Annotated in this window: 23 protein-coding genes; 16 read left to right on the plus strand and 7 right to left on the minus strand. The window is 37.4% G+C overall.

Features of this window, described 5'->3' with window-relative positions:
- Window positions 1-29: 29 nt before the first annotated feature.
- On the plus strand, window positions 30-881 hold the full coding sequence (locus tag ACFFIX_RS05850; protein ID WP_378931524.1) for a MurR/RpiR family transcriptional regulator: 852 nt from the start codon (window positions 30-32) through the stop codon (window positions 879-881).
- A gap of 298 nt (window positions 882-1179) precedes the next feature.
- Here ACFFIX_RS05850 and ald read toward each other — a convergent pair whose 3' ends face one another.
- Both ald and adeR read right to left on the minus strand, forming a co-directional pair.
- Window positions 1180-2313 carry an alanine dehydrogenase gene (gene ald, locus ACFFIX_RS05855; RefSeq protein WP_378931526.1) on the minus strand — a complete coding sequence of 378 codons (1134 nt, stop codon included), beginning with the start codon at window positions 2311-2313 and terminating at the stop codon, window positions 1180-1182.
- A gap of 105 nt (window positions 2314-2418) precedes the next feature.
- Complete coding sequence (gene adeR, locus ACFFIX_RS05860) at window positions 2419-3651, minus strand: sporulation transcriptional activator AdeR (RefSeq protein ID WP_378931528.1); 1233 nt, start codon at window positions 3649-3651, stop codon at window positions 2419-2421.
- Between the two features lie 218 nt (window positions 3652-3869).
- On the opposite strand from adeR, the gene ACFFIX_RS05865 reads away from it, so the two are divergent.
- The 3 genes from ACFFIX_RS05865 to ACFFIX_RS05875 all read left to right on the plus strand — a co-directional run bounded on the left by ACFFIX_RS05865 (window position 3870) and on the right by ACFFIX_RS05875 (window position 7501).
- Window positions 3870-5267 carry an alanine/glycine:cation symporter family protein gene (locus tag ACFFIX_RS05865; RefSeq protein WP_378931530.1) on the plus strand — a complete coding sequence of 466 codons (1398 nt, stop codon included), beginning with the start codon at window positions 3870-3872 and terminating at the stop codon, window positions 5265-5267.
- Window positions 5268-5285: 18 nt separating this feature from the next.
- Window positions 5286-6038, plus strand: coding sequence for a (S)-benzoin forming benzil reductase (locus ACFFIX_RS05870; RefSeq protein WP_378931532.1), 753 nt, complete (start codon window positions 5286-5288; stop codon window positions 6036-6038).
- A gap of 128 nt (window positions 6039-6166) precedes the next feature.
- Complete coding sequence (locus tag ACFFIX_RS05875; protein WP_378931534.1) at window positions 6167-7501, plus strand: sensor histidine kinase; 1335 nt, start codon at window positions 6167-6169, stop codon at window positions 7499-7501.
- 96 nt (window positions 7502-7597) lie between these two features.
- Here ACFFIX_RS05875 and ACFFIX_RS05880 read toward each other — a convergent pair whose 3' ends face one another.
- A complete protein-coding gene (locus tag ACFFIX_RS05880) occupies window positions 7598-7750 on the minus strand; it encodes a hypothetical protein (protein ID WP_378931536.1) in 153 nt (50 codons plus the stop codon).
- Between the two features lie 427 nt (window positions 7751-8177).
- Complete coding sequence (gene liaG, locus ACFFIX_RS05885; protein WP_378931538.1) at window positions 8178-9041, minus strand: LiaG family protein; 864 nt, start codon at window positions 9039-9041, stop codon at window positions 8178-8180.
- 269 nt (window positions 9042-9310) lie between these two features.
- On the opposite strand from liaG, the gene ACFFIX_RS05890 reads away from it, so the two are divergent.
- Together ACFFIX_RS05890 and ACFFIX_RS05895 are read left to right on the plus strand one after the other, a co-directional pair.
- Window positions 9311-9817, plus strand: a complete 507-nt coding sequence (locus tag ACFFIX_RS05890; RefSeq protein ID WP_378931540.1) for a hypothetical protein — start codon at window positions 9311-9313, stop codon at window positions 9815-9817.
- Between the two features lie 323 nt (window positions 9818-10140).
- Complete coding sequence (locus ACFFIX_RS05895) at window positions 10141-10671, plus strand: HD domain-containing protein (protein WP_378931542.1); 531 nt, start codon at window positions 10141-10143, stop codon at window positions 10669-10671.
- 36 nt (window positions 10672-10707) lie between these two features.
- Here the strand turns inward: ACFFIX_RS05895 and ACFFIX_RS05900 are convergent, their stop codons facing one another.
- Window positions 10708-12195, minus strand: a complete 1488-nt coding sequence (locus tag ACFFIX_RS05900; RefSeq protein WP_378931543.1) for an esterase/lipase family protein — start codon at window positions 12193-12195, stop codon at window positions 10708-10710.
- A gap of 244 nt (window positions 12196-12439) precedes the next feature.
- On the opposite strand from ACFFIX_RS05900, the gene ACFFIX_RS05905 reads away from it, so the two are divergent.
- From ACFFIX_RS05905 to ACFFIX_RS05940, 8 genes are all read left to right on the plus strand, one after another.
- Window positions 12440-12571, plus strand: a complete 132-nt coding sequence (locus ACFFIX_RS05905; RefSeq protein ID WP_378931544.1) for a hypothetical protein — start codon at window positions 12440-12442, stop codon at window positions 12569-12571.
- Window positions 12571-12897: a YnfA family protein gene (locus ACFFIX_RS05910; RefSeq protein ID WP_378931546.1), complete on the plus strand. Its 327-nt coding sequence runs from the start codon at window positions 12571-12573 to the stop codon at window positions 12895-12897. The genes ACFFIX_RS05905 and ACFFIX_RS05910 overlap by 1 nt, the downstream gene beginning before the upstream one ends.
- Before the next feature lie 18 nt (window positions 12898-12915).
- Window positions 12916-13320 (plus strand): VOC family protein, encoded by a 405-nt coding sequence (locus ACFFIX_RS05915; protein WP_378931548.1) that lies wholly within the window; start codon window positions 12916-12918, stop codon window positions 13318-13320.
- Between the two features lie 132 nt (window positions 13321-13452).
- Window positions 13453-13875: a MerR family transcriptional regulator gene (locus ACFFIX_RS05920; protein ID WP_378931550.1), complete on the plus strand. Its 423-nt coding sequence runs from the start codon at window positions 13453-13455 to the stop codon at window positions 13873-13875.
- A 26-nt stretch (window positions 13876-13901) separates the two neighbouring features.
- Window positions 13902-14573, plus strand: coding sequence for a zinc metallopeptidase (locus ACFFIX_RS05925; protein ID WP_378931929.1), 672 nt, complete (start codon window positions 13902-13904; stop codon window positions 14571-14573).
- Between the two features lie 107 nt (window positions 14574-14680).
- Window positions 14681-16018, plus strand: coding sequence for a hemolysin family protein (locus ACFFIX_RS05930; RefSeq protein WP_378931552.1), 1338 nt, complete (start codon window positions 14681-14683; stop codon window positions 16016-16018).
- 289 nt (window positions 16019-16307) lie between these two features.
- Window positions 16308-17414: an AI-2E family transporter gene (locus tag ACFFIX_RS05935; RefSeq protein WP_378931555.1), complete on the plus strand. Its 1107-nt coding sequence runs from the start codon at window positions 16308-16310 to the stop codon at window positions 17412-17414.
- 65 nt (window positions 17415-17479) lie between these two features.
- A complete protein-coding gene (locus tag ACFFIX_RS05940; RefSeq protein WP_378931557.1) occupies window positions 17480-17701 on the plus strand; it encodes a spore germination protein in 222 nt (73 codons plus the stop codon).
- Window positions 17702-17731: 30 nt separating this feature from the next.
- On the opposite strand, the gene ACFFIX_RS05945 is transcribed toward ACFFIX_RS05940, so the two are convergent.
- Both ACFFIX_RS05945 and hpaB read right to left on the minus strand, forming a co-directional pair.
- The gene (locus ACFFIX_RS05945; protein ID WP_378931559.1) at window positions 17732-17869 is read right to left on the minus strand and encodes a hypothetical protein; all 138 of its coding nucleotides are present in this window, start codon (window positions 17867-17869) and stop codon (window positions 17732-17734) included.
- Window positions 17870-18087: 218 nt separating this feature from the next.
- Window positions 18088-19527 (minus strand): 4-hydroxyphenylacetate 3-monooxygenase, oxygenase component, encoded by a 1440-nt coding sequence (gene hpaB, locus ACFFIX_RS05950; RefSeq protein ID WP_378931562.1) that lies wholly within the window; start codon window positions 19525-19527, stop codon window positions 18088-18090.
- A gap of 465 nt (window positions 19528-19992) precedes the next feature.
- Between hpaB and ACFFIX_RS05955 the strand changes: the two genes are divergently transcribed.
- Together ACFFIX_RS05955 and ACFFIX_RS05960 are read left to right on the plus strand one after the other, a co-directional pair.
- Window positions 19993-20376, plus strand: coding sequence for a YueI family protein (locus ACFFIX_RS05955; protein ID WP_378931564.1), 384 nt, complete (start codon window positions 19993-19995; stop codon window positions 20374-20376).
- Between the two features lie 243 nt (window positions 20377-20619).
- Window positions 20620-21840 carry an EAL and HDOD domain-containing protein gene (locus ACFFIX_RS05960; RefSeq protein ID WP_378931566.1) on the plus strand — a complete coding sequence of 407 codons (1221 nt, stop codon included), beginning with the start codon at window positions 20620-20622 and terminating at the stop codon, window positions 21838-21840.
- Window positions 21841-21863: the final 23 nt, after the last annotated feature.

Below are 21863 nucleotides of genomic sequence, written 5' to 3' on the forward strand. Positions count from 1 at the left end.
GACAGTAACCACCTGTCTGGAGAGATGATATGGAAAATCCGATCGTGAAATTACAGCAAAAGATAGGCGAATTAACAGAAACACAACGAAGAGTGGCCGACTATATTATTAAACATCCACTTGATGTAGCATTTTTGACGGTGGATCAACTTGCAGGTGTAGTAAAGACAAGTACGACAACGATAATGCGGCTAACATTTAGCCTTGGCTATTCCGGTTATACTGAATTTCAAAAAGGACTTCAAGAAAATTTGCGGAACCAAGCTGCTCCGCAGACAAGACTTGAAGCGAACATAAAAGGAATTAATGAGGACGATCTTTGGGGTCGCTATGCAGAGAGTCAGATTCAAAACATTCAAAATACAATGGATATGATTTCACAGGATGCGCTTGAGCATACGCAAAAAATGATTATGTCGGCTAACCGGATTATTTGTACGAGTGTTAGGAGTGGATTGCCGGTCGCGCAGTATTTATCACATGGACTAAACCGCCTCTTTGGCAATACAAGCCTTGTTGTGGCGGATGTAAGTGATTGGGTTGATAGTGTTGTTAATATGAATGAAAATGATCTAGTGATTGCCGTCAGCTTTCCGCGTTATGCACGGCGAATTATTGATCTTGCCCGGACAGCGAAAATGAATGGTGTAAAAATCATTTCCATTACAGACAGTTATTCATCTCCACTTGTCTCGCATTCAGACTTGGTATTGCCATGTAACTCAAGCAGTATCGCTTTTCATAATTCAGCTGTGTCATCCATGTTTGTTGCAGATTATCTAATTAGCGCTCTTGCGATTAATTATCCCGAACAAACAAAAAAGCGTCTTGATAAGGTAAATGCGATTTTGACGGATATGGATTATCACTCGATGAATTGAACTTCTCTTTGTGGAAAAGTATATAACAGACTAGTTAATAAATTGTAAAGGGTAACGTTTATTGGTGCTAAATAACAAAATAAACAGTAAAAATGACGTGTGGCACACGTCATTTTGTTGTTATATTAACAATTATGGAACACTTTGGAACTTATTGACAACTAAAATTCAAAGTGTTTTGATCAAGATAATACCTGTTGTCTTATAGAAATGCGATACCAAAAGTAGTGTCAATTCAAATGTCATCCATGAAGTCATTACTTAAACCAAAAGGACCCCTTTTCGAAATAAAATCATTTTAGTTAAGCGAAAACTCTCTCTCAAATGCCACATCTACAGGAGTATACGTATAGCCAAGGTCACGAGCCACTGCTTCATAAGTAATTTCACCTTTAGCTACGTTAACACCAGCTTTTAATGCTGCGTTTTCTATGATCGCTTTGTGTACGCCTTTGTTGGCAATTTGCATAGCGTATTGAACGGTTACATTTGTTAGTGCAAGTGTAGATGTTCTTGGAACGGCACCTGGCATGTTTGCAACAGCGTAGTGAACGATGCCGTGCTTTTCATAGGTTGGGTGATCATGTGTTGTAATGTGGTCAATTGTTTCAACAATTCCACCTTGGTCGATTGCAACATCAACAATGACTGAACCGGTGTTCATTGCTTTTACCATTTCTTCTGAAACAAGTGTTGGTGCTTTTGCTCCAGGGATGAGTACTGCACAGATTAATAGATCTGCCTCAGCAACAGCAGCTCCAATATTCATTGGGTTAGACATTAACGTTTTGATTGAATTTCCGAAGATGTCATCTAATTGACGTAGGCGATCAGCGCTTAAATCAATAATTGTCACATCTGCTCCTAAGCCGATTGCCATTTTTGCAGCGTTTGTTCCAACAACTCCGCCACCAATAATTGTTACTTTTCCACGACTAACGCCTGGAACACCTGCAAGCAGAATTCCTTTTCCGCCTTTTGGCTTTTCAAGGAATTGAGCTCCAATTTGAGCAGCCATACGTCCAGCAACTTCACTCATTGGTGTTAATAGAGGAAGCGTGCGACCTGATGTCACTGTTTCGTAAGCAATCGCTGTTACGCCTTTTTCTTTTAGAGCTTGTGCTAAAGCTGGCTCAGCTGCTAAATGTAAATAAGTGAATAAAATAAGCCCCTCACGGAAATATACATATTCTGAAGCTAATGGTTCCTTAACTTTCATGACCATGTCAGCGTCATTCCAAACCTTTGCTACATCTTCAAGAATCACAGCTCCAGCAGCAAGATAATCTTCGTTGGTGAAACCGCTTCCAATTCCGGCGTCAGCTTCAATTAAAACACGGTGTCCAGATCCGATGAACTGTGTAACGCCTCCTGGTGTTAAAGCCACGCGATTCTCATTATTTTTTATTTCTCTAGGTACTCCAATAATCATAAAACTCTTCCTCCTTAAAAACTCTTTATAAATACAGTATAATTCGTAATCTTCAAGAATTCTTTGGTTAAAAAAGAGAAAGAGTTTCAGCCCTTTTGTGAAATTTCACAAAGTCATTCGATCAAGCTTTAAATCTAAATAAATAGACATCTTTTGGTTTGGATTTTTCATATCAAGCTCTGCGATCTGAGCGATCCGCTTTAGTCGATAACTCAATGTATTTACATGAACATTTAAAGCTTTAGCAGCAAGAAGGACGTTGCTATCAGAGTCTAAAAAGACTTCTAATGTTTCTACAAGATTTGTATGATGATGAGCGTCATACTGTTTTAATTGAGTGAGAGAATAATTTAGTAGTCCATCGGTCTTACGCTTGTCATAAAGTAGATCAAGGTATTGATAGATTCCTAATTCTGAAAAACTATATAGTTCCTTCGTTTCGACAGGAAAACGCTTTTTGATTGATAGGACAGCAAGAGCCTCTTTATAGCTCTTCTCAATATGTTGTGGGCTTTGTATAATTCCACCAATGCTTGCTTGTACCTCATGTAGCATAAATCGCTCGTTTAATTGATGAATGGTGGAGCTCGCAAACAGTTTAATATCTCGTAGTGGTTGATCACTTTTAGGTGATAGTAAGACGATGAATTCATCAAAATCAACCGTAGCCATGACGACCTGGACCTGCTGGGTCGTTTGCAGCAAATAATTTAACTGTTTTTCTGTGTCCGCTTTGACTTCATGATTAAACTTAAATATGACGACAACAAATGGTGATGGGAAATTTAAACTTAACTGTTGAAGTCCTTCTGCTATTTCCTGATCTGATGTGATATGCCCAGTTAACAGCTTCCAAAAAAATTCTTGATTTCTCTCTTCTTTTTTCGTTTTTCGAACTTGAAGATTGAGTAGTTTGTTTTTAACTGCTTGAGCCGCTTTTTTTAATAGAAGTAAATCTGCGTCGGATAATTGCTTTTGAATTTCTAGAGCCCAAATAAAACCTAACACTTCATTGTTTTTCCATATTGAGATCGCAACACGATTGCCGAGTCCCACTTCATCAATATGTTGGACACGTAATGGCTCGTCTGTTTTTAAGAGCTGTGGAATTGCACCGTCTTTCCACAAACTATTAATCACTTTTTCTGGAACACGTCTGCCGATAATCGTTGAGATTCGAGCAGGATCTGTGCAATCATCATGCGTACTATAGGCAAGGAGACGATGATTCACATCTTCAATTGTAATCGGACATTGTAAAACCTCACTAATTCGGTCGGCAACATCCTCTAATCGTTCAAAATTATACTTAAATGGATCATAGGTAGAATGATTCAATAATATCCCTACTTTTATTTAAACTGATTCTTATTTCATTTTGACATCCCGTTAATTCAAAGATATTATGTTTCTAGTAGTTTGTCAAAAGTAACAAAAGGGTACTAGATTCTTTGTGGAAAGAAACAAGTCTACTAAAATAGTTCAAAATTTACTATTTTAATAGAGCTGAAAGCGTTATCATTATAAATATATATACAGACAAAGGTGGTATGAGTATGGAGATTATACAAAAAATTAATGGGGTTCTTTGGGGAACGCCTAGTTTAATTCTTCTTTTTGGAACTGGTTTATTTTTGACGATGGTGTTAAAAGGGCTACAATTCCGTAGACTACTTTATGCGTTTCAATTGGGATTTTCAAAAGAAAAACAAGAGTCTGATGCAGAAGGTGATGTAAGTAATTTCAAAGCGTTAATGACGGCACTTGCTGCAACGATTGGAAATGGAAATATTGCTGGAGTGGCGACTGCGATTACACTCGGTGGTCCGGGGGCTATTTTTTGGATGTGGGTTGTAGGACTTTTAGGGATGGCAACGAAATATGCTGAGGCATTGCTCGCCATGAAATACCGAGTTAAAAATGCAAATGGTGAGTATTCAGGCGGACCCATGTATTATGTAGAAAAAGGGCTCGGAAAAAAGTGGAAGTTTTTAGCGATTGCGTTTGCATTCTTTGGTGCGATAGCAGCGCTTGGAATTGGTAATAGTGTGCAATCAAATACAATCGCTCAAGTGATGGATGATAGCTTTGGTATAGGAGGAATTGTTACAGGAGTTGTTCTAGCAGGTTTAACAGCCATCATAATTGTAGGAGGTATCCAACGAATCAGTTCTGTTGCGAGCTTCTTCGTTCCGATCATGGCTCTTTTATATGTTGGTGGGGCACTATTGATTCTTGCCTTAAATTTCACTCAAATCATCCCTGCATTCATGACGATTTTCGATTATGCATTTAATCCGGTTGCAGCAGCTAGTGGTTTTATCGGGATTACTGTAATTGAGGCAGTACGAAGCGGTGTATCCAGAGGAATTTTTTCGAATGAAGCAGGTCTTGGTACAGCGGCTCTAATTGCTGGTAATGCAAAAACAGATCATCCTGTTAAACAGGCATTAGTTGCCATGACAGGGACATTTATTGTTACCATTATTGTATGTACGATGACGGGACTTGTTTTGATTATCACTGGTTTTTGGGATCCAACTGGTGGACTAATTTCGGGGGTTGCCCATAATCCAAACCTTGATGGAGGAGCACTTACGTCTGCTGCATTCGCCTCAACATTAGGGATAATTGGAGAATACATCGTTGCCTTTTCGGTTATCTTCTTTGGATTCTCAACGATTGTTGGTTGGTATGTTTATGGAGAAAAATGCTTCGAGTATTTAGTTGGACATCGTGGTATAACTGGGTATCGGATCGTGTATATTGCTGCGTGTGGATTAGGTGCAGTTGCAGAATTATCACTCGTTTGGGCTTTCGCAGATATGGCCAACGCGCTTATGATGATCCCGAACTTAATCGCGATTATTCTTCTCTGGAAAGTTGTCGTAAGTGAAACAAATGATTATTTTGAAAATCACTACAAACTAGCAGAATTGAAAAAAGCAAGCTAAATTGGGAGGAAACTAAAATTGAACTATTACATCATAACAGGTACTTCAAGAGGACTTGGTGAAGCAATTGTTCAGCAGCTCTTAGTAGAAGGGAACACGCTGATTTGTATATCTCGAACAGAAAACAAACAATTAGTTACTTTAGCTGTAAGCAAACAGATTCCGATGATTTACAAAACAGGCGACATATCGAATGAAAATCTCGTTGAGAAACTCGTCACAGAAATTTTTGAAGAGATCAACTTCTCAGGGGCAGAAAAAATCACCCTGCTAAACAATGCCGGCACGATTGATCCGATCAAGCCTGTGGGAAAAGCAACAAATCAAGATTTAATAGCGAATGTAAAAGTAAACTTATTAGCACCGATTCTGCTATGCACAGAGTTTATAAAACGGACAGAAGCATTTCAAGGTGACAGAGTAATTGTTAACGTCTCTTCAGGTGCCGCAAATCGACCAATCTCAGGCTGGAGTACCTACTGTAGCACAAAAGCAGGCCTAGATATGTTCACTAAAACATTGGGACTAGAGCAAGTAGAAAGCAATTCCACCTTAAAAGCAATCTCATTCTCACCTGGTGTGATGGACACAGAGATGCAGCAAACAATCCGAGGATCTGAGCGTGCTGATTTTTCTTCAGTGGACCAATTTAAAGGCTACCATGAAAAAGGAATGCTGCGAACTCCAGAAACAGTTGCAAGCATTTTGTTGAAATTCCTAGAAACTTCGTTTGAAAATGGTCAAGTTTACGATATAAAAGATCTGATATAACCCTACTAGTGGAGAAACGAACTATCGTTGCTCCACTTTTTCTTCTAGAGCTCCTCCTAATCTAGTAAAAAAAATTCGCAAAAAAACCGAACAGATGCAATAATATGGGTATATACAGTAGTTAAGAGGTGGCTGACATTAGTAGATTAAAACAAAAGAAGTTTACAGTCATCATTTCGGTAACCGTTCTTCTGATTACCTTTCTTACTTTATTAAACTTGTATGCCAACTTTCATAATATGAAGAAAACAGTCGAAATAGCCGTTGCAACACAGGGGATGGAAAATGCCAAATCCATTGTAAAAACGTTTGATAAATTGACATATGAGGAATTTCTGAAAAATCCTGTAGCATCCGAGGAATTTTACAAGCTTCGTAGAGACTTGAATCAAGCAAGAGAACACACAGGTGCTTTACATGTTTATACAGTAAAGGCTGATGAGCAAAATATACCTAGAGTGATGGTAGCAGGATTTCCTGAAAATCATTTAGAAACCCATATCGGAAAAGTTTCTACAATACCAGAAGAATACATAAATAAATTAGTTAACGGTAAGCTTTTTTATACAGGTATCATACCAGACGATACATATGGCTCTTACGTCACAGCAGGCGTACCTATCTACAGTGAATCCAATAAGGAATATCTTGGTGCACTAGCCGTAGATATCAGTGCCGAAACAGTGAATCAAATTACGAAAGAAGTCGTTAAATCGAGCATACCGATGTTTATTTTTAACGGATTATTTGTTTTAATTTCATTTGCAGCTTTTTTACTCGTACAGAGATGGGTTCGGGTTGAAATCAAGTCACAGGTAGGAGATACGGAAGAAACCTATCAAGGTGAATTTACCTCAATGCTCCATACGTTAAAATCGATTCGTCACGATTTTATAAACCATATTCAAGTCATACAAGGCTTATTAAAAATTGGCCTACAAGATCGAGCATACGAATATGTAACATCGCTTACTAAAGAGGTTGAAGCAACGGAATTACCTGTAAAAGTGAAAAATCCTGCTATGCTCATCTTATTGCAATCAAAATGGGTTAGAGCACAAAATGACAACGTCGACATGCATTTATTAGTAGATGATGACTCTTTCAGCCGAATTAAGTCAACAGATTTAATAAAATTGCTATCCAACCTAATTGACAATGCATTCGATGCAACCCTAATGCTACCAGAAACAGAACGATTTATTAATTACGAAGCCATCTCAACTGCATCAACCTATCAATTTAAAATTGAAAACATAGGCCGAAAAATTCCAGATGATATCGTAACCAGAATTTTTCAAAGTGGATTTTCTACAAAAGAAACTCAACTCGGTAGCCCTCGCGGGGAAGGCTTAAGCATCGTTAAGCAAGTTGTTGAGAAATATGGTGGAGCCATTAATGTTCAATCTGAAGATAAATCAACAACATTCTTTGTGACAATTCCGGTGAAGAGAGAGAAATGATTTTTAGGTAATGATAGTTTATAAGATTAATCAGTTCTCTTAGGGGGACTGGTTTTTTTGCGTTTGTAAGAAGTTTACTAAGTTAAGATAAAATTCTTATAGAGAGTGTTTAAACTCCCCATTTTCAGGTGAGTGATAGATTCTATCTCTACCGCTATCAGAAAAAGAAAGGTTCATTTTCGAAAGTAAGTTGTTCATTGTTTTACGGTTGTTAAAAAGAAGAAGTTGACGACATTGCTGATTTGTCATAGTAGGTCCCCGTTTAATAGTAAGTAGTCCAAAATCCCTTGTTCATGCGCTTGTTTCGATTTCGTCTTGCAGATAGAACAGTACCAAGCTCCGTATAATCTATCCACCTTGAACCCAAGGCATTTAGGGCATTGGATACCTAATGTTAGATCAGAAGATGGAATTCTATAAATGTCGAGAATGTCGATAATAGGATGTTTGTGATTTTCTATTAGAGTGTTAGTAAGCTTTGTTAGCTCAATCGTCTTGGTTATTTTTTTGTTATGTATCGTTTCATATTCCTTTATTTTGGGAACGATTTGTTCAGAATGAATCACCTTTTGTGCTATTTTTCAATTTTCAAGTTACAAAACTCAATTTTGAATATTTAGAGTTACATTTAGTCCATAAAAAAAGTCTGCCAATATAGCAGACTACTTTTCCTGTTTCAATTAATCGTAATCATCCCACTTGATACGCTTATATCTACCTTATGTTCGCCAGTTCCGTGAGTCCCTCCAACATGATTTTTGTTTTCTGTTGCTTCATTGAGAGGGAAGTCGTTTCGTATGATGCCGCTGCTAACTTTTCCGTTCAATGTAAAGTTAGCTTCGTTTGGTAGGCCTAGACTTGCCATTCCTGAGCTTACTTTAATATCAATCGAATCAGTTAGCTTATCCATCTGCACATCGAATTTGCCAGAAGATACATCAGCATCGAGCTTGCCAGAGTAATTTTTGATATCGACCTTCCCGGAGCTAACTTCAAATTTACCAGAATGAACTGCTAACGATTCAATGGTTACACTCCCTGAAGATACTTCGTGATTGAATTCCCCTGCTGAAAGTTCTTTTAAATGAACCTGACCAGAATCAACATCTAATGACAACGTATTTAGTTTCATACCTGAGTCACTAAAGTCCAAGCTACCAGATCCAATGTCAAGTTCCATATCTCGATTATAATCAACAGGTAGGTATACAGTTAATTTTGGGCTATTGAACCCTGAAAACAACTCATACCATTTGCGTTTGTACTCGACCTGAATACTGTCTCCATGTTTAGTAACAGTCACATTTCCTTTTCCTTCTAAATCTGTTTTTAGATCGCTTCTGCTTTCAGAAATAATTGTCGTGCTAACTCCTGAAACATCAATTTCAATCATACTTGTTGAATCCGTTACTTCAGCTTGATCACCTTGAGTTCCAAAAGGTAACCAAGAACTGTTCGATAAATATAAAAATAATTGAGACGCAATGACAAGGGATAAAAAAATGAGGATGATTTTTTTCAACTGAATACCTACTTTCATGAGATTGTACCTTTATTCTATTGAATATCCATACACCCTACAATGCACTCAGGGTTTAAATGAGTCTAAGACCTGAGACGTATTTAGAGTAAGAATCCTAACTCACTTATGAGTATAAGACTTAAGATAAGGGGAGAGTAATGTTTAGGTAGAAAAGCCTATTGGGATCTTCGTGATTTTTCAAAAAATTCCCCACAAAGCTTTGGTTTTTCTAAGACATTTAGGTTGTACGATGAAGATGTATGAAACTAATTGAAGGAGAGATGGCTATGATGAAAAAAGGAAAGCTTCTAATTGCTGGAGCAGCACTTGCAGTTTCAATTCCGACTTTTGCTTATGCCAGTGCTGAAGGTGGAAGTCAGCCAAGTCAACTAGTAACAACTGTTGTTGCAGAAGAAAACGTGCACAACAATGAAGGAACATGGACTGAAAAAAGACATAAGCATCAGGAAAAGCTTTTGGAGATTGTAAAAACATACTCTCCAGATACATTAATTGAGTGGGAAACAGTGATAGCTGAACGTGAAGAAATCTTCTCAAAGGTTGATAAAGAAGAGCTAAAGGGAAAAAAGAAACAATGGAAAGAAGAGCATGGATCAAAAAAAGAGTCTAAAGGTGAATGGAAAGAAAAAAGAAAAACGAAACATGAAAAAATGCGCGAGCTTAAAAAAGCCGTCAAACAAGAGGATACTGCTAAGGTACAACAATTACTAAGTGAGCTCTTGGTCAACTACAAAGAACGAAACGAAGCAATCAAGAACAGAATTGCCGAATAGATGATACATCTTTATATAGTTTAGAAATAGGGCGTACTCACGTCCTATTTCTATTGGTGATATTTCTCTGTAGAACAATCATTGAATAAAATCTAGCAACACATCTATAAGGCTGGAGTTACCGCTCTTTTCATTTATTAAGCAGAGAATTTCCTTTACAAGCACAATCTTAATAAAGGTGCATATAAATATAGGAAAATCCTCATATCCAAGAAAAGGACAAGGATACTTTAGTTGTAAGGTGATGGAACAAAGTGATTTCATCTATTTTTAAAGTGTGGTAAAGTAGTCAAAATACAATTTTTTTATAGGGAGGGGTTATCTTGCGAAATGTGACGCTTGCGGATGTATTTACCCATCCGGTTGCACAAAAATATTTACATCGATCTGGTGTTTCCCATGCAATTATTGTTGCTGAGCACGCGCTTGAGCTTGCCCTTCAAAATGGTGTAGATCCAGATTTAGCGACGAAAGCTGGTTTATTACACGACATTGGGCATTATGAATGGTATAAAAATGGGAAGTGGGATTACGAGCAATATCGTGAAAGTGACATACATGCGATTAAAGGTGCCGAACGTGCACATAAGCTGCTCATTAGACTTGGGGAAGACCGGCAGCCTGCCAAAGAAATAGCTTTGGCCATTCTTCTTCATACGGATTCTTATTTGCCAGAAGGGACTCTGCACCAAAATCCACTTCAAAAGGTTGTTCGAATGGCAGATGAAATGGACGAAGAACCCGGTGGAAGGCATCATTACCGTGAAATGAACAGAGAGGTAGCGCTGCAACATATTCAAAAACTAGATCAAAAGATAGACGATTATCTAATTCAGGTACGAAGAACTGTGTAAAAAATCCACCTGTTAGAGGTGGACTCAAAATAGTTTCTATTGAAAAACTTCTCCGTTGCTGTCTACGTAAACAGATTTAATAATTGTTCTCTCGAATTTATGTCCTTGTACCGTTTTTCCTTTTACATCAATTGTGATTGTATATGAGCCCTCTTCCTGGATGTTAACTGGAACAGATGGCGCATTTTTCTCTTTCTTCAGTTTGAGTTTCTTTCCTGCTTTCTTATTTTTCGGTAGATAGTCAACATTGATTGTAGCTTCAAGACTGTCTTTATTTATTTTTTTGTTGTTAGAATTGAATTTAAGTGCCTTGTTTGTTTTTGAGATTTTTTCTATATTGATGGCGTCGTTTGCTTGACTCTCGTAAGAAATATTTAGAAGATAGGCTTCTTTTACAGAGTTTTTCGCTTCAATTTTCCATGTGCCAATCTTAGGATCTTTAATATGAAGCTGATGGTGATAAGCACCAGCAAAAATTCCAGTGTCTACTGTCGTTTGAAAGGATTGTAGTGTTTGATTGTTTGGTGTGAGGACAGCCAGCTTGGAATTGGGGCTCGAACTCATCCAGTCAACAACAATCGCATCAACGTTATCTTCTACAACAAACTCTTCCCTGGTAGTGCCGCTATATTCTCCACCTCGATAATAGAAACTAGCAGCATCGGCTGTGGTTTGAGCTTCGTTTGTCATCGCAAAATTACTCAATGTTGTTGCTGTGGATTTTAAGTAAGGTTTAAAAAGAGAAAAGGTTGAGCTTCCTTCTTTGATTGTTGTATGATTCCAACTACTAACCTTTACTTCTTTTCCGTAAGGTAACCTAGAATTTGTAACAGTAACGGCTCCATCATTTTGGCCGTATCCTCGCAAATAAAGACCACCCCAATAAAGTGAGGAGCCAAAGCTACCCCAGCTTGTGCCACCGAATGTGTAAAAAGGGTTTTTCCTAGAACTTGCATGTGTATCTGTTTGTGTTCTGAAGTTTTTCATGTAGCCAGTCTGAAGTGAGTAGGTTGCATCATTTTTGCTACCGAGGATTCCTGCCAACCATCCGGCCCAGTTACTGTAAGCAAGATCTGCTAGTTGTGAACCGTAATGTGGCGTTGAGAGTGTAATGACATTGGAGACGTAGGGATGAGCATTATGGTGTACGAGTGCCGACTGTGCGTCAATGCCACCTTTGCTATGGGTAACTAGGACAAGCTTTTGTTTACCAAAGTAATCATAAATTTCACGAATTTTTTGTGATAAAAGTGCCCCGTTGTCCCACATGTTTTTTGTCGGATACAAATCAATAAAAGCAGTACGGTAGCCGTTGGCATAAGCAGTATCATACATATTGTTGCCTTCCCACCAAGTATCGGACGCGCTATTTAAGCCATGAACAAAAACTAACGGTGCCTTAGTAGGATCTACATAGGAGGGAGTTGTTCCAATATACCACTGACCAGGGATCCCAGAAGGATTACTATTACCAAACTTTCCAGCTTGTGCGCCTACAGTAACGAGCCACATTAAAACAATCATCAGTGAAAAAAGCCTTTTAATTATAAGTCAACTCCTTTTCATTTTACTAGATTGAATGTGAAACCCTTTCAAACATATTCACTAATGTTTAAACTTAGTATCGTTCGAATTAGATAAGAAAAACAGAGACCAAAGAACTGTATAATGAAGGTTTGTTGACCATGGATGAGTGACATATGCCGCGTCCCTACATAATAGTGTTATTGACTAAAAAAAGAGCAATGATGTTAAAGCAGCAAAAGATGTGGGGATTAGGACAATTTGGAAACGAGATGACTATTGGGGTTCAGAAAATGAGACGTATCAGAGAGTAGATGAACTCGAGGAAATAAAAGCAATTGTAGAGATATATCAAAACAAAAAGGATGAGGGTTAATGTCAATTCTTCTTTTCATTTTAGCGGGTTTGGCTGAAATTGGAGGTGGCTATCTTATTTGGCTTTGGTTAAGGGAGAGCTACTCACCATGGTACGGGGTAATAGGAGCATTTGTTATCATTCTCTATGGAATCATTCCAACGCTCCAACCATTTCCAACATTCGGACGAGTATATGCCGCTTATGGTGGAGTTTTTATTATTTTATCGATTTTATGGGGATGGCTCATCGATAAGAAAACACCGGATGTTTACGATTGGGTTGGCGCTTTTATTTGTTTAATCGGAGTGACAATTATTTTGTATGCACCAAGAGATATCAGCTGAAGCAAAAAGGAGGAAAACATGAAAACAGGCATACTTCATCATATTGAAATCAATGTAGCAAATTTAGATCGTTCTGTACGTTTTTGGGACTGGCTTTTAAAAGAACTCGGGTACGAGGAATTTCAAAATTGGGAGCAAGGACGAAGCTGGAAACTAGGAGATACATACTTGGTATTTGTTCAAACAGAGGAGCGCTTTTTGGATGTTCCTTATCATCGCTGTCGATCGGGTTTAAATCATCTTGCTTTCCACGCAGAATCAACTCAGCACGTGGAATTACTAACGAACAAGTTACGTGAGAAAGGGGTCAATATCCTTTACAATAAAAAGCATCCATTTGCTGGAGGAGAGCACCACTTTGCGGCATATTTTGAAGATCCAGACCGAATGAAGGTTGAAATTGTCGCTACTTATAACCGTTGAAAATGAAAACAATTAACCATTTATCTTTCACAAATTGTCCTTATTTTCCACACCGTAACGTTTGACTGTACGGTTTAGAAAAGGTATGATAAAAGGACTAAAATAGATTGGGGTGATATTGTTGGGACAGAGTTGTTTAAAATTGGTGAGCTAGCAAAAATAGCGGATGTATCAAAGAGAACGATCGACTACTATACGCAAATGGGCTTGCTTCATGTTGAATCAACTTCAGCTTCTAATTATCGCCTCTATTCGGTGCAATCGATTGAAGACATCCGTTTTATTGAAACGTGTAAAGCCGTTAATATGTGCTTAAATGATATTAAAGATCGTTTAGAACTCAAGCGCAGTGGGAATTCCGAGGGCAAAGAACAGGAAATGCTTATGAAGCAAGCTGAAATTCTGGCAAAACATATGAAGCAGCTTGAAATTGAAATTAATGAGCTTAAACCAATTTTTGATCGGTTAAATGAAGATTCTCAAAAAATGATTGCAAACCAGATATCGCCACAAAGTATGGCGCTCATGCAATCAATTATGATCTTGATTAACTAAGAGGAGGAAAAAGAAGCATGTCACCAATGTTCATTTTAGTGATAGCTGCGTTTGGTCTATCACTTTGGGCACAGTATAAAGTGAAGAGTAACTTTAAGAAGTGGTCAAAAGTGGGAGCTGCTTCTGGGAAAACAGGTGCTGATGTAGCAAGACAAATCCTTGACCGGAAAGGACTATACGATGTACCAGTAGAAGCTGTTCGCGGGACTTTGACTGATCATTATGATCCAATTGCAAAAGTGGTTCGTCTTTCTGAATCTGTGTATCATGGGCACTCCATTGCTTCTGTTTCAGTAGCAGCACATGAGGTAGGGCATGCCATACAACACCAGGAGGCATATGGTGCACTCGTGTTAAGACATAAAATGTTCCCAGTTGTAAACTTTACATCGGGGGTTGCGCCGTTACTCTTAATGGGGGGATTATTTTTACAACAACTAAACTTAATTGGTTTAGGAATTATTCTCTTCTCGTTTGCGGTAGCTTTTCAGCTTATCACATTGCCAGTGGAGTTTAATGCAAGCTCTCGTGCCAAAACGTTGATGCTTTCTGAAGGTTTAGTTCGTAATGATGAAGAACGTGGAGTGAGTAAAGTTTTAGGTGCAGCAGCTTTAACCTACGTTGCAGCGGCTTTAATGGCATTATTTGAGCTCATCAATTTCATTATGATTTTTCTGCAGGGAAGCGACGAAGAGTAAGAGATTATCTACTAAATAAATACGTATAAATTAAACTACCTAACTTTAGAAATGGTAGTCAATAACTAGGAGGTGACACCTTATCCTTTACGGAGGGTAAGGGTGTTTTGGCCATAATTAACTTAGGATTAGTAGCAGTTTTAATTGGATTAACAGCGTTTTTCGTAGCGGCTGAATTTGCCATTATTAGAATTAGGAGTTCTCGTCTAGATCAATTAGTAGCTGAGGGTAATAAAGCTGCAATTGCAGCAAAAAAAGTAACATCGAACCTTGATGGTTACTTATCAGCATGTCAGCTGGGTATTACGATTACAGCTTTAGGTTTAGGTTGGTTGGGAGAACCTACTGTTGAACGTCTATTGGAGCCTGTGCTTGCGAATCTAGATTTAGATAGCTCAGTTACACATATAATAACGTTTTCTATAGCATTTGCTTCAATTACGTTTTTACATGTGGTTGTTGGTGAATTGGCGCCAAAGACGGTCGCTATCCAAAAAGCAGAAGCGGTTACTATGCTACTTTCTAGACCACTTATCTGGTTCTACCGTTTTATGTATCCGTTCATTTGGGTATTAAACGGTTCTGCTGGTTTACTTATCCGTTTATTAGGATTCAAGCCAGCATCAGAGCACGAACTTGCACATACAGAGGAAGAACTTAGAATTATTTTATCTGAGAGCTACAAAAGTGGAGAAATTAATCAATCAGAACTTAATTATGTTAACAAAATCTTTGAATTTGATGATCGAATCGCAAAAGAAATTATGGTTCCACGTACTGATATTGCAACTGCATCTGTTGAAAAAACATTTCAAGAGAATTTAGAAATTATGAGTCGTGAAAAGTATACTCGTTATCCAGTCGTGAACGGGGATAAAGACCATGTACTTGGAATGATTAATATTAAAGAGGTTTTCACAGATTTATATTATTTAACAGAAGAAGAACGAAATAATACAACGATTGAAAAATACGTTCGACCAGTTATCCAAGTCATTGAATCAATTCCAATCCATGACTTGTTAATTAAAATGCAAAAAGAACGTGTTCATATGGCCATGTTAGTTGATGAATATGGTGGTACTGCAGGACTGGTTACAGTTGAAGATATTATTGAAGAAATTGTTGGTGATATTCGTGATGAATTTGACCAAGATGAAGTACCTGATGTCCAAAAGCATAGTGATGATCATTTTGTAGTTGATGGAAAATTGTTAATTAACGAGATTAATAATATGCTAGGTACAGATATTGATGATACAGATATTGATACTCTTGGTGGCTGGATGTTGACTCATAACATTGAAATTCAGCAAGGTGACACGATTTTGTACAATGATTTCAATTTTAGCGTCAAAGAAATGGAAGGACATCTTATCCGTTCAATTGAGATTATTAGAGCAGAAAAGGATCATATTATTGAAGATCAGGCACAAGCAAACTAATTAGTAAGAGGGCTATTCCGTTATTGGGATAGCCCTTTCATTTACACTCACTTTCTCTCCCAAGATTTATCATCTAACTTCAAGATAGAAAATCTTACAAGGACAAACTCGGAAACATATAGAAAAAAATTAACATTTCCTGTACATTTAAAATAGGCTTCGATATAAACGAGTTGCAATACTCTCATTTCATTTTGGCTATACTGTTAAAGAACTAACAATTTTATTTTTTTTTTAAAAATTTATACATATAGAATCATAGAGAAATCGTGAAACAGGAGGAGAAAAAGTGTTAAAATCAAAAGTTCATTTTTGGACATTGCAAATATTACTGTTTTTGTTAATTGTCTATGTTGGTACAAAGGTTTCCTTTCTTTTTGAACCGATTATCGTTTTTGCATCAACGTTGTTTTTCCCATTATTAATTGCTGGGATTTTGTTTTTTATTTTTAATCCTTTGGTCGTATTACTAGAAAAAGGTAAAGTACCGCGAACAGTGGCAATTCTCATTCCGTATCTTGTGTTTATTGGTATTATCACACTGATGGGTGCGTTGATTGGGCCGATTATTTCTCAACAGCTAACAGATTTAATAGAAAATTTTCCTGAATACGCAGATGAGTTTAGCTTGTTTATTATGAACTTATCAGAAACGACATGGTTTAGATGGATGATGGATCAAGATTATGTGTCTATCAATGAAATCCAAACGAACCTAACGAACTATGCAGCTAGTCTACCGGAAAATATTACATCAAGTATCACGGCTGTATTGGGTGTTGTGACGAACATTACTTTAGTCATAATTACTGTGCCTTTTATTTTATTTTATATGCTAAAGGATGGTCACAAATTGCCTCCAACGGCTGTAAAGGTTTTACCAACCAATTATCGTCACGAAGGCCTTAAAATCTTTCAAGATCTTTATGAGACACTTGCAGCTTATATTCAAGGGCAGCTTATTGTATCAATTGCAGTTGGACTTGGCTGTTTTATTGGCTATACAATCATTGGTTTAGAATATGCGTTAATTTTAGGAATTGTTGTTGCAGTGGCGAATATCATTCCATATGTAGGGCCGTTTATCGGTGCAGCACCTGCAGTTGTGATCGCGTTACTAGAATCACCTACACAAGCACTTTTAGCAGCAGTTGTTGTGTTAATTGTTCAACAAATTGATGGGAATTTCCTTTCGCCGCTAATCATTGGTAAACGACTCAATACACATCCATTAACGATTATCCTATTGCTAGTTGGAGCGGGTAGCTTTGGAGGAATCATCGGGATGATCTTAGCTGTTCCAACTTATGCAGTTTTAAAAGCGGTTGTTCTCAATATTATCCGTTTAATAAAATTACGTAACAAGTCCAAAAAGGAATTGAAAGGAGCTCTATAACTCAGGTAGGCTGGCACCCATCACACATTATTTCATATGCTAATAAGAAAAAGGATGGGAATTAAATGCCTGCGTTCGTCGGTCCAATTGAATTTGAAGTAATTTCTGCTAGTGGAATCTTAAGTGTTGGAGATACATTTGCGTTGTCACCAAAATCTACTCAAAAGGTGTCAGGTGGCTCAGGTGCATTTAATACAGGGGACTTTCTAAATCAAAAAAGTGTTTTTAGCATTACGAACTTTTACGACATCGACTTAATAGATCAACCCCAAACTTTTAATAAATAGAAAGAAGGACTGACGCAAGCTTCATTAGCGTCAGTCCTTCTTATTTTCCTTATGTACTTTCTTGGTCGTTGAACGTAAATTAATATTCATTTTCTTTGATTTTTCATTCACATAGGCATAGAGGACATCCTTCTTTGTAAGTCCCTGTTGATCAAGTTGTTTCGTCACCCATTCATCGGTTAAGTGTAAGAGTTGGATATTTTTTTCTGTAGTCTTCCATCTACAATCACCGTAATTGGAATTCCTTCATCATCAATTTTTATCTTCATATGTTGAACAGTCACGGGTGTATTTTCAGTTGTTGGAATAATACTTACTTCACCAATAGGTCTTACCAGAGGTCCGGAAATTATGTAAAATAACGAAGGTATAAAGCTTAGCCTTCGTTAAAGATGAAGAAAGTTTTTTACCATAGTTAATGATTCCTCACGTGGATATCCTTTGTATAAATTCGAAGCCATGCGGACTGGATCACCAAAGAAAAAGCGTTCATAGTGTGTTTGTCGAGTTCCAAATGCGCTCATCGTTAAATCCCATGCCAGTCTAAATAATTTCACACGTGAGATGGCATCACAGCTAGATCCTTGAAGATAATGTAGTAAATCACTTTGAAGATTTGAGTTGAAGTCTTCTTCAGTTGGTAAAGTTAGCATCCCTCCGGCTCCGATTAATTGGAGGATATCAATAAAACGTGGATAGAGCTTCGGGAAAGTAGTTGCAGCAACATAGAGTTGGCTTATATTTGGTGTCATTGTTCCCCATTCGTCCAGAATTGCTGTGGATTCTGATACTTCTAAGAGCGAGTTCATCGTTTCTAATCCGATAATGATTTCAGAAATTTTTTCTTGGATATGCTGATACTCTGACACACTCAATGTTGTCACTAACAGCTGTGCTAAACCTAGTAGGAATTTTGTTTTGACCACTTGGCGTGTAACAACTTGATGAAGTACATGTGGTGTGAAGCTACTTTTATAAAAGAGTTTATGAGCTAAATCTTGTCTATGATAAAAAAAGACTCGTTCCCAAGGGACCAAGACATTATCAAATATCAGCATTGTGTCCATTTCATTAAATTTGCTAGAGAGAGGATAGTTGAATTCTGAATCTCCTTGGTGAAAAGATTCACGACATATAAATTTTAAACCTGGTGTGTTGGTGGGGATACTAAAACTGAAAGCGCTTTCTTCATCGGTGATTTTTGCACCTGTAGGAAAAATAAGTACCTCATCTGTCATTCCACCTTGCGTAGCTAACAAACGTGCCCCTTTTATAATGATTCCTTCAGCAGTTTTCTTGGTGATTTTTGCGGCAATTGGTTGAAATGAAGCTTCTGTATACAGTGATGAGCGGTTAACTTGGGGATTGATAAAACTATGAGTAAATGAGAGATCTTTTTCCCTAGCTGTCTCATAAAGCGTTTGTAGGTTACCCACAAAGTCTTCGTCTTGATCCTTTAGAACAGGTGCTGCAGCAGCTAATGTCATAACAGCTGTATTCAAGTAATCTGGTGTTCTTCCCATCATTCCTACAGTTTTGTTTGCCCATTCTTGGATCATATGTCTCCGGATCTTAAGGTCTTCCTTTGTTTTGGGCTCTAAAAACGAGATGCCAATTCTGTTATTCGTTACGGGTGAATGATAGGTCATTCTTTCAATTTTATCAGGGTGTAGTTGAAGGTCGTATAGGGAGGCTTTTGTCTGCATCGCTCCTCTATAGGCAGGATGTAATGAAATGCTCTCCTTTATTTGCTTGCCTCCGATCCAGATATTAGGCTTAAGAGAATTTATTCGGTCTAAATATTGTTCCCCTGTAATTGCAGGCATCAATGCTCACTCCTTTACCGCGACGTTATGACACACTATATGCATTGATAATCCCCCGGGTGACTTGTTCGGATTTCCCATAATGAAAAAGGCTTAAGTACCGAAAGGGGAGGTGGAAACAACTGGAAACCCACTAATAATGGTGAGAATTTTGTAACAAATTGATGAAAAGATAATAAAGGTATCTATGAATTTAATCGTGAATAAACTAGTTAATAAATAAAAAAACAGGAATGAAAACGCATTCATGATTGATGGTTTTAATTAATGGGAACAATAACCTGAAAAAGGATGTAGGGAGCGATTATGATGCGAGAAGGTAACTTTTTTAAAGGGATGTTTTTTGCAACAATTTTAAGTGTACCTTTGTGGATTTCTTTTTTTGGATGGATGAAAATTGTTAGTACACTCATTAGTTAATGGTAAAATAATCATGAACTAGTATACGAAAAAGGGGTGAGTGCAATGAGTGAAGAAAATATCAATAGCTACATAAATCAAGGAGTATACGGTCCTCTTGAAACAAAGCCGGACGAACGAAATAAATTTCTAGGCACAATACGTGAGAGAATTGTCGTTGCGTTAACAGTTGGTCAAGTTCGTCAAAAAAAGATTTACAAGGAAGTGGAAACAGAACTAAAAAGAGTGCATACTGGCAAGCTCCTTTTAAACGGGTCTATTGACTATAGCAGCTTATCAAAATATGTGAAAATCGCAAATCAATTGGACTATCCCTTCTCTATTATCTCTGACTTTGATCAGGATACAAGCATAGGACTTGTCCTCGCATCTAGTAAAGCTGTTGATAGAATTGACATCTATATTCAAGATGAAATTTATAAAAAATAACTGAGTAGCTCCGCCTTGATACACCACGAAAAATCTTCAAGTTTTTCCGCCGTTAATCGTTTAAAATTGGTTCTGTTTCTTGAAAAGGATAAGCACCAGACTATCACAAAACCATTCAATAGTCCTGTATATTTGCTAAAAATTTCAAACAACAACAAAATTCGACATATTTCTTCCCCTAAATCTTTTAAACTAAATATATGTTTATAGATAAATTTAGACAATGGTTTTGGGGGTAAAGGGATGAAAGTGTTTGTGGCAAGGCAGCCTATTTTTAACAAGAACGAAGAAGTCATTGCTTATGAACTACTCTATCGGAGTGGAGAGGATAATTTCTTTCCAACTGTTGATGGGGATCAAGCAACTGCAGAAGTTATTATTAATAGTTTTTTAAATATAGGAATGAAAGATTTATCAGAAGGAAAAAAGTGCTTCGTTAATTTTACTGAGAGTTTGCTGAAAACAAGGGTACCTACTTATTTTAACCCAAGCTCGATTGTTGTTGAAATTCTTGAAGATGTTCCAATAACGGAAGAGCTAGTTGATATTTGCAAAGAACTAAAAGAGCTCGGCTACACGATTGCTCTAGATGACTTCAAAATACAAGAATCGTATCAATTGCTTCCCACTCTTTTAAAATATACGGATATTATTAAAGTTGATTTTTTACAAACATCCCCCCAGGAACGAAAGCAGCTTGTGGAAAAATATACGCGATATGATGTGGAGTTATTAGCAGAAAAAGTTGAATCTAGGGAAGAGTTTTTGACAGCATTAAGAGACGGATACCACTATTTCCAGGGATACTTTTTTAGCAAGCCCGTCGTGTTATCCAGTCATGATGTTCCAGTATACTTACAAACCTATTATCAAATTTTAGCTGAACTTTCAAAGAACGAACCAAGTATCGAAAAAATCTCAATGAGCATTGAAGCAGATTTATCACTATCCTATAAACTCTTAAAACTAATCAACTCACCAGCTTTTCGACCGAAAAACAAAATTGAATCGATAAAGCAAGCAATTATTTTATTAGGACTCAATGAAATAAAAAAATGGATCTATGTATTATCTGTAAAAAGTATCAGTCAAGTTAATGAGCCTATTCAACAAGAAGTGATCAAGCTTTCGCTCATTCGCGCAAAACTTTGTGAACAACTAGCACTCCGTACAGGAAGAAGTCAGGCATCTTCCTATTTGCTAACCGGGATGTTCTCACTAATCGATACACTACTCCACAAAAATATAGAGGATGTTTTAAAAGACCTACCTCTTGCAGACGAAATTCAGGAAGCATTGCTTGGTAAAGAAAATGACTTCCATCAAGTACTTATGTGGGCAATGCAAATCGAACAATCAGAGCATGTGTTATCTGAAATCAAGCTATCTGAAGAAGATTTATACAGTTCCTATCGAATTGCAGTAGATTGGGCAAATGAGTTGCTAGCCGTGCAAGCTAGTTAAGAGGGGGAATCATAATAATGGTT

It is taken from the genome of Metabacillus herbersteinensis, from assembly GCF_042433335.1.
Taxonomy (GTDB): domain Bacteria; phylum Bacillota; class Bacilli; order Bacillales; family Bacillaceae; genus Metabacillus; species Metabacillus herbersteinensis.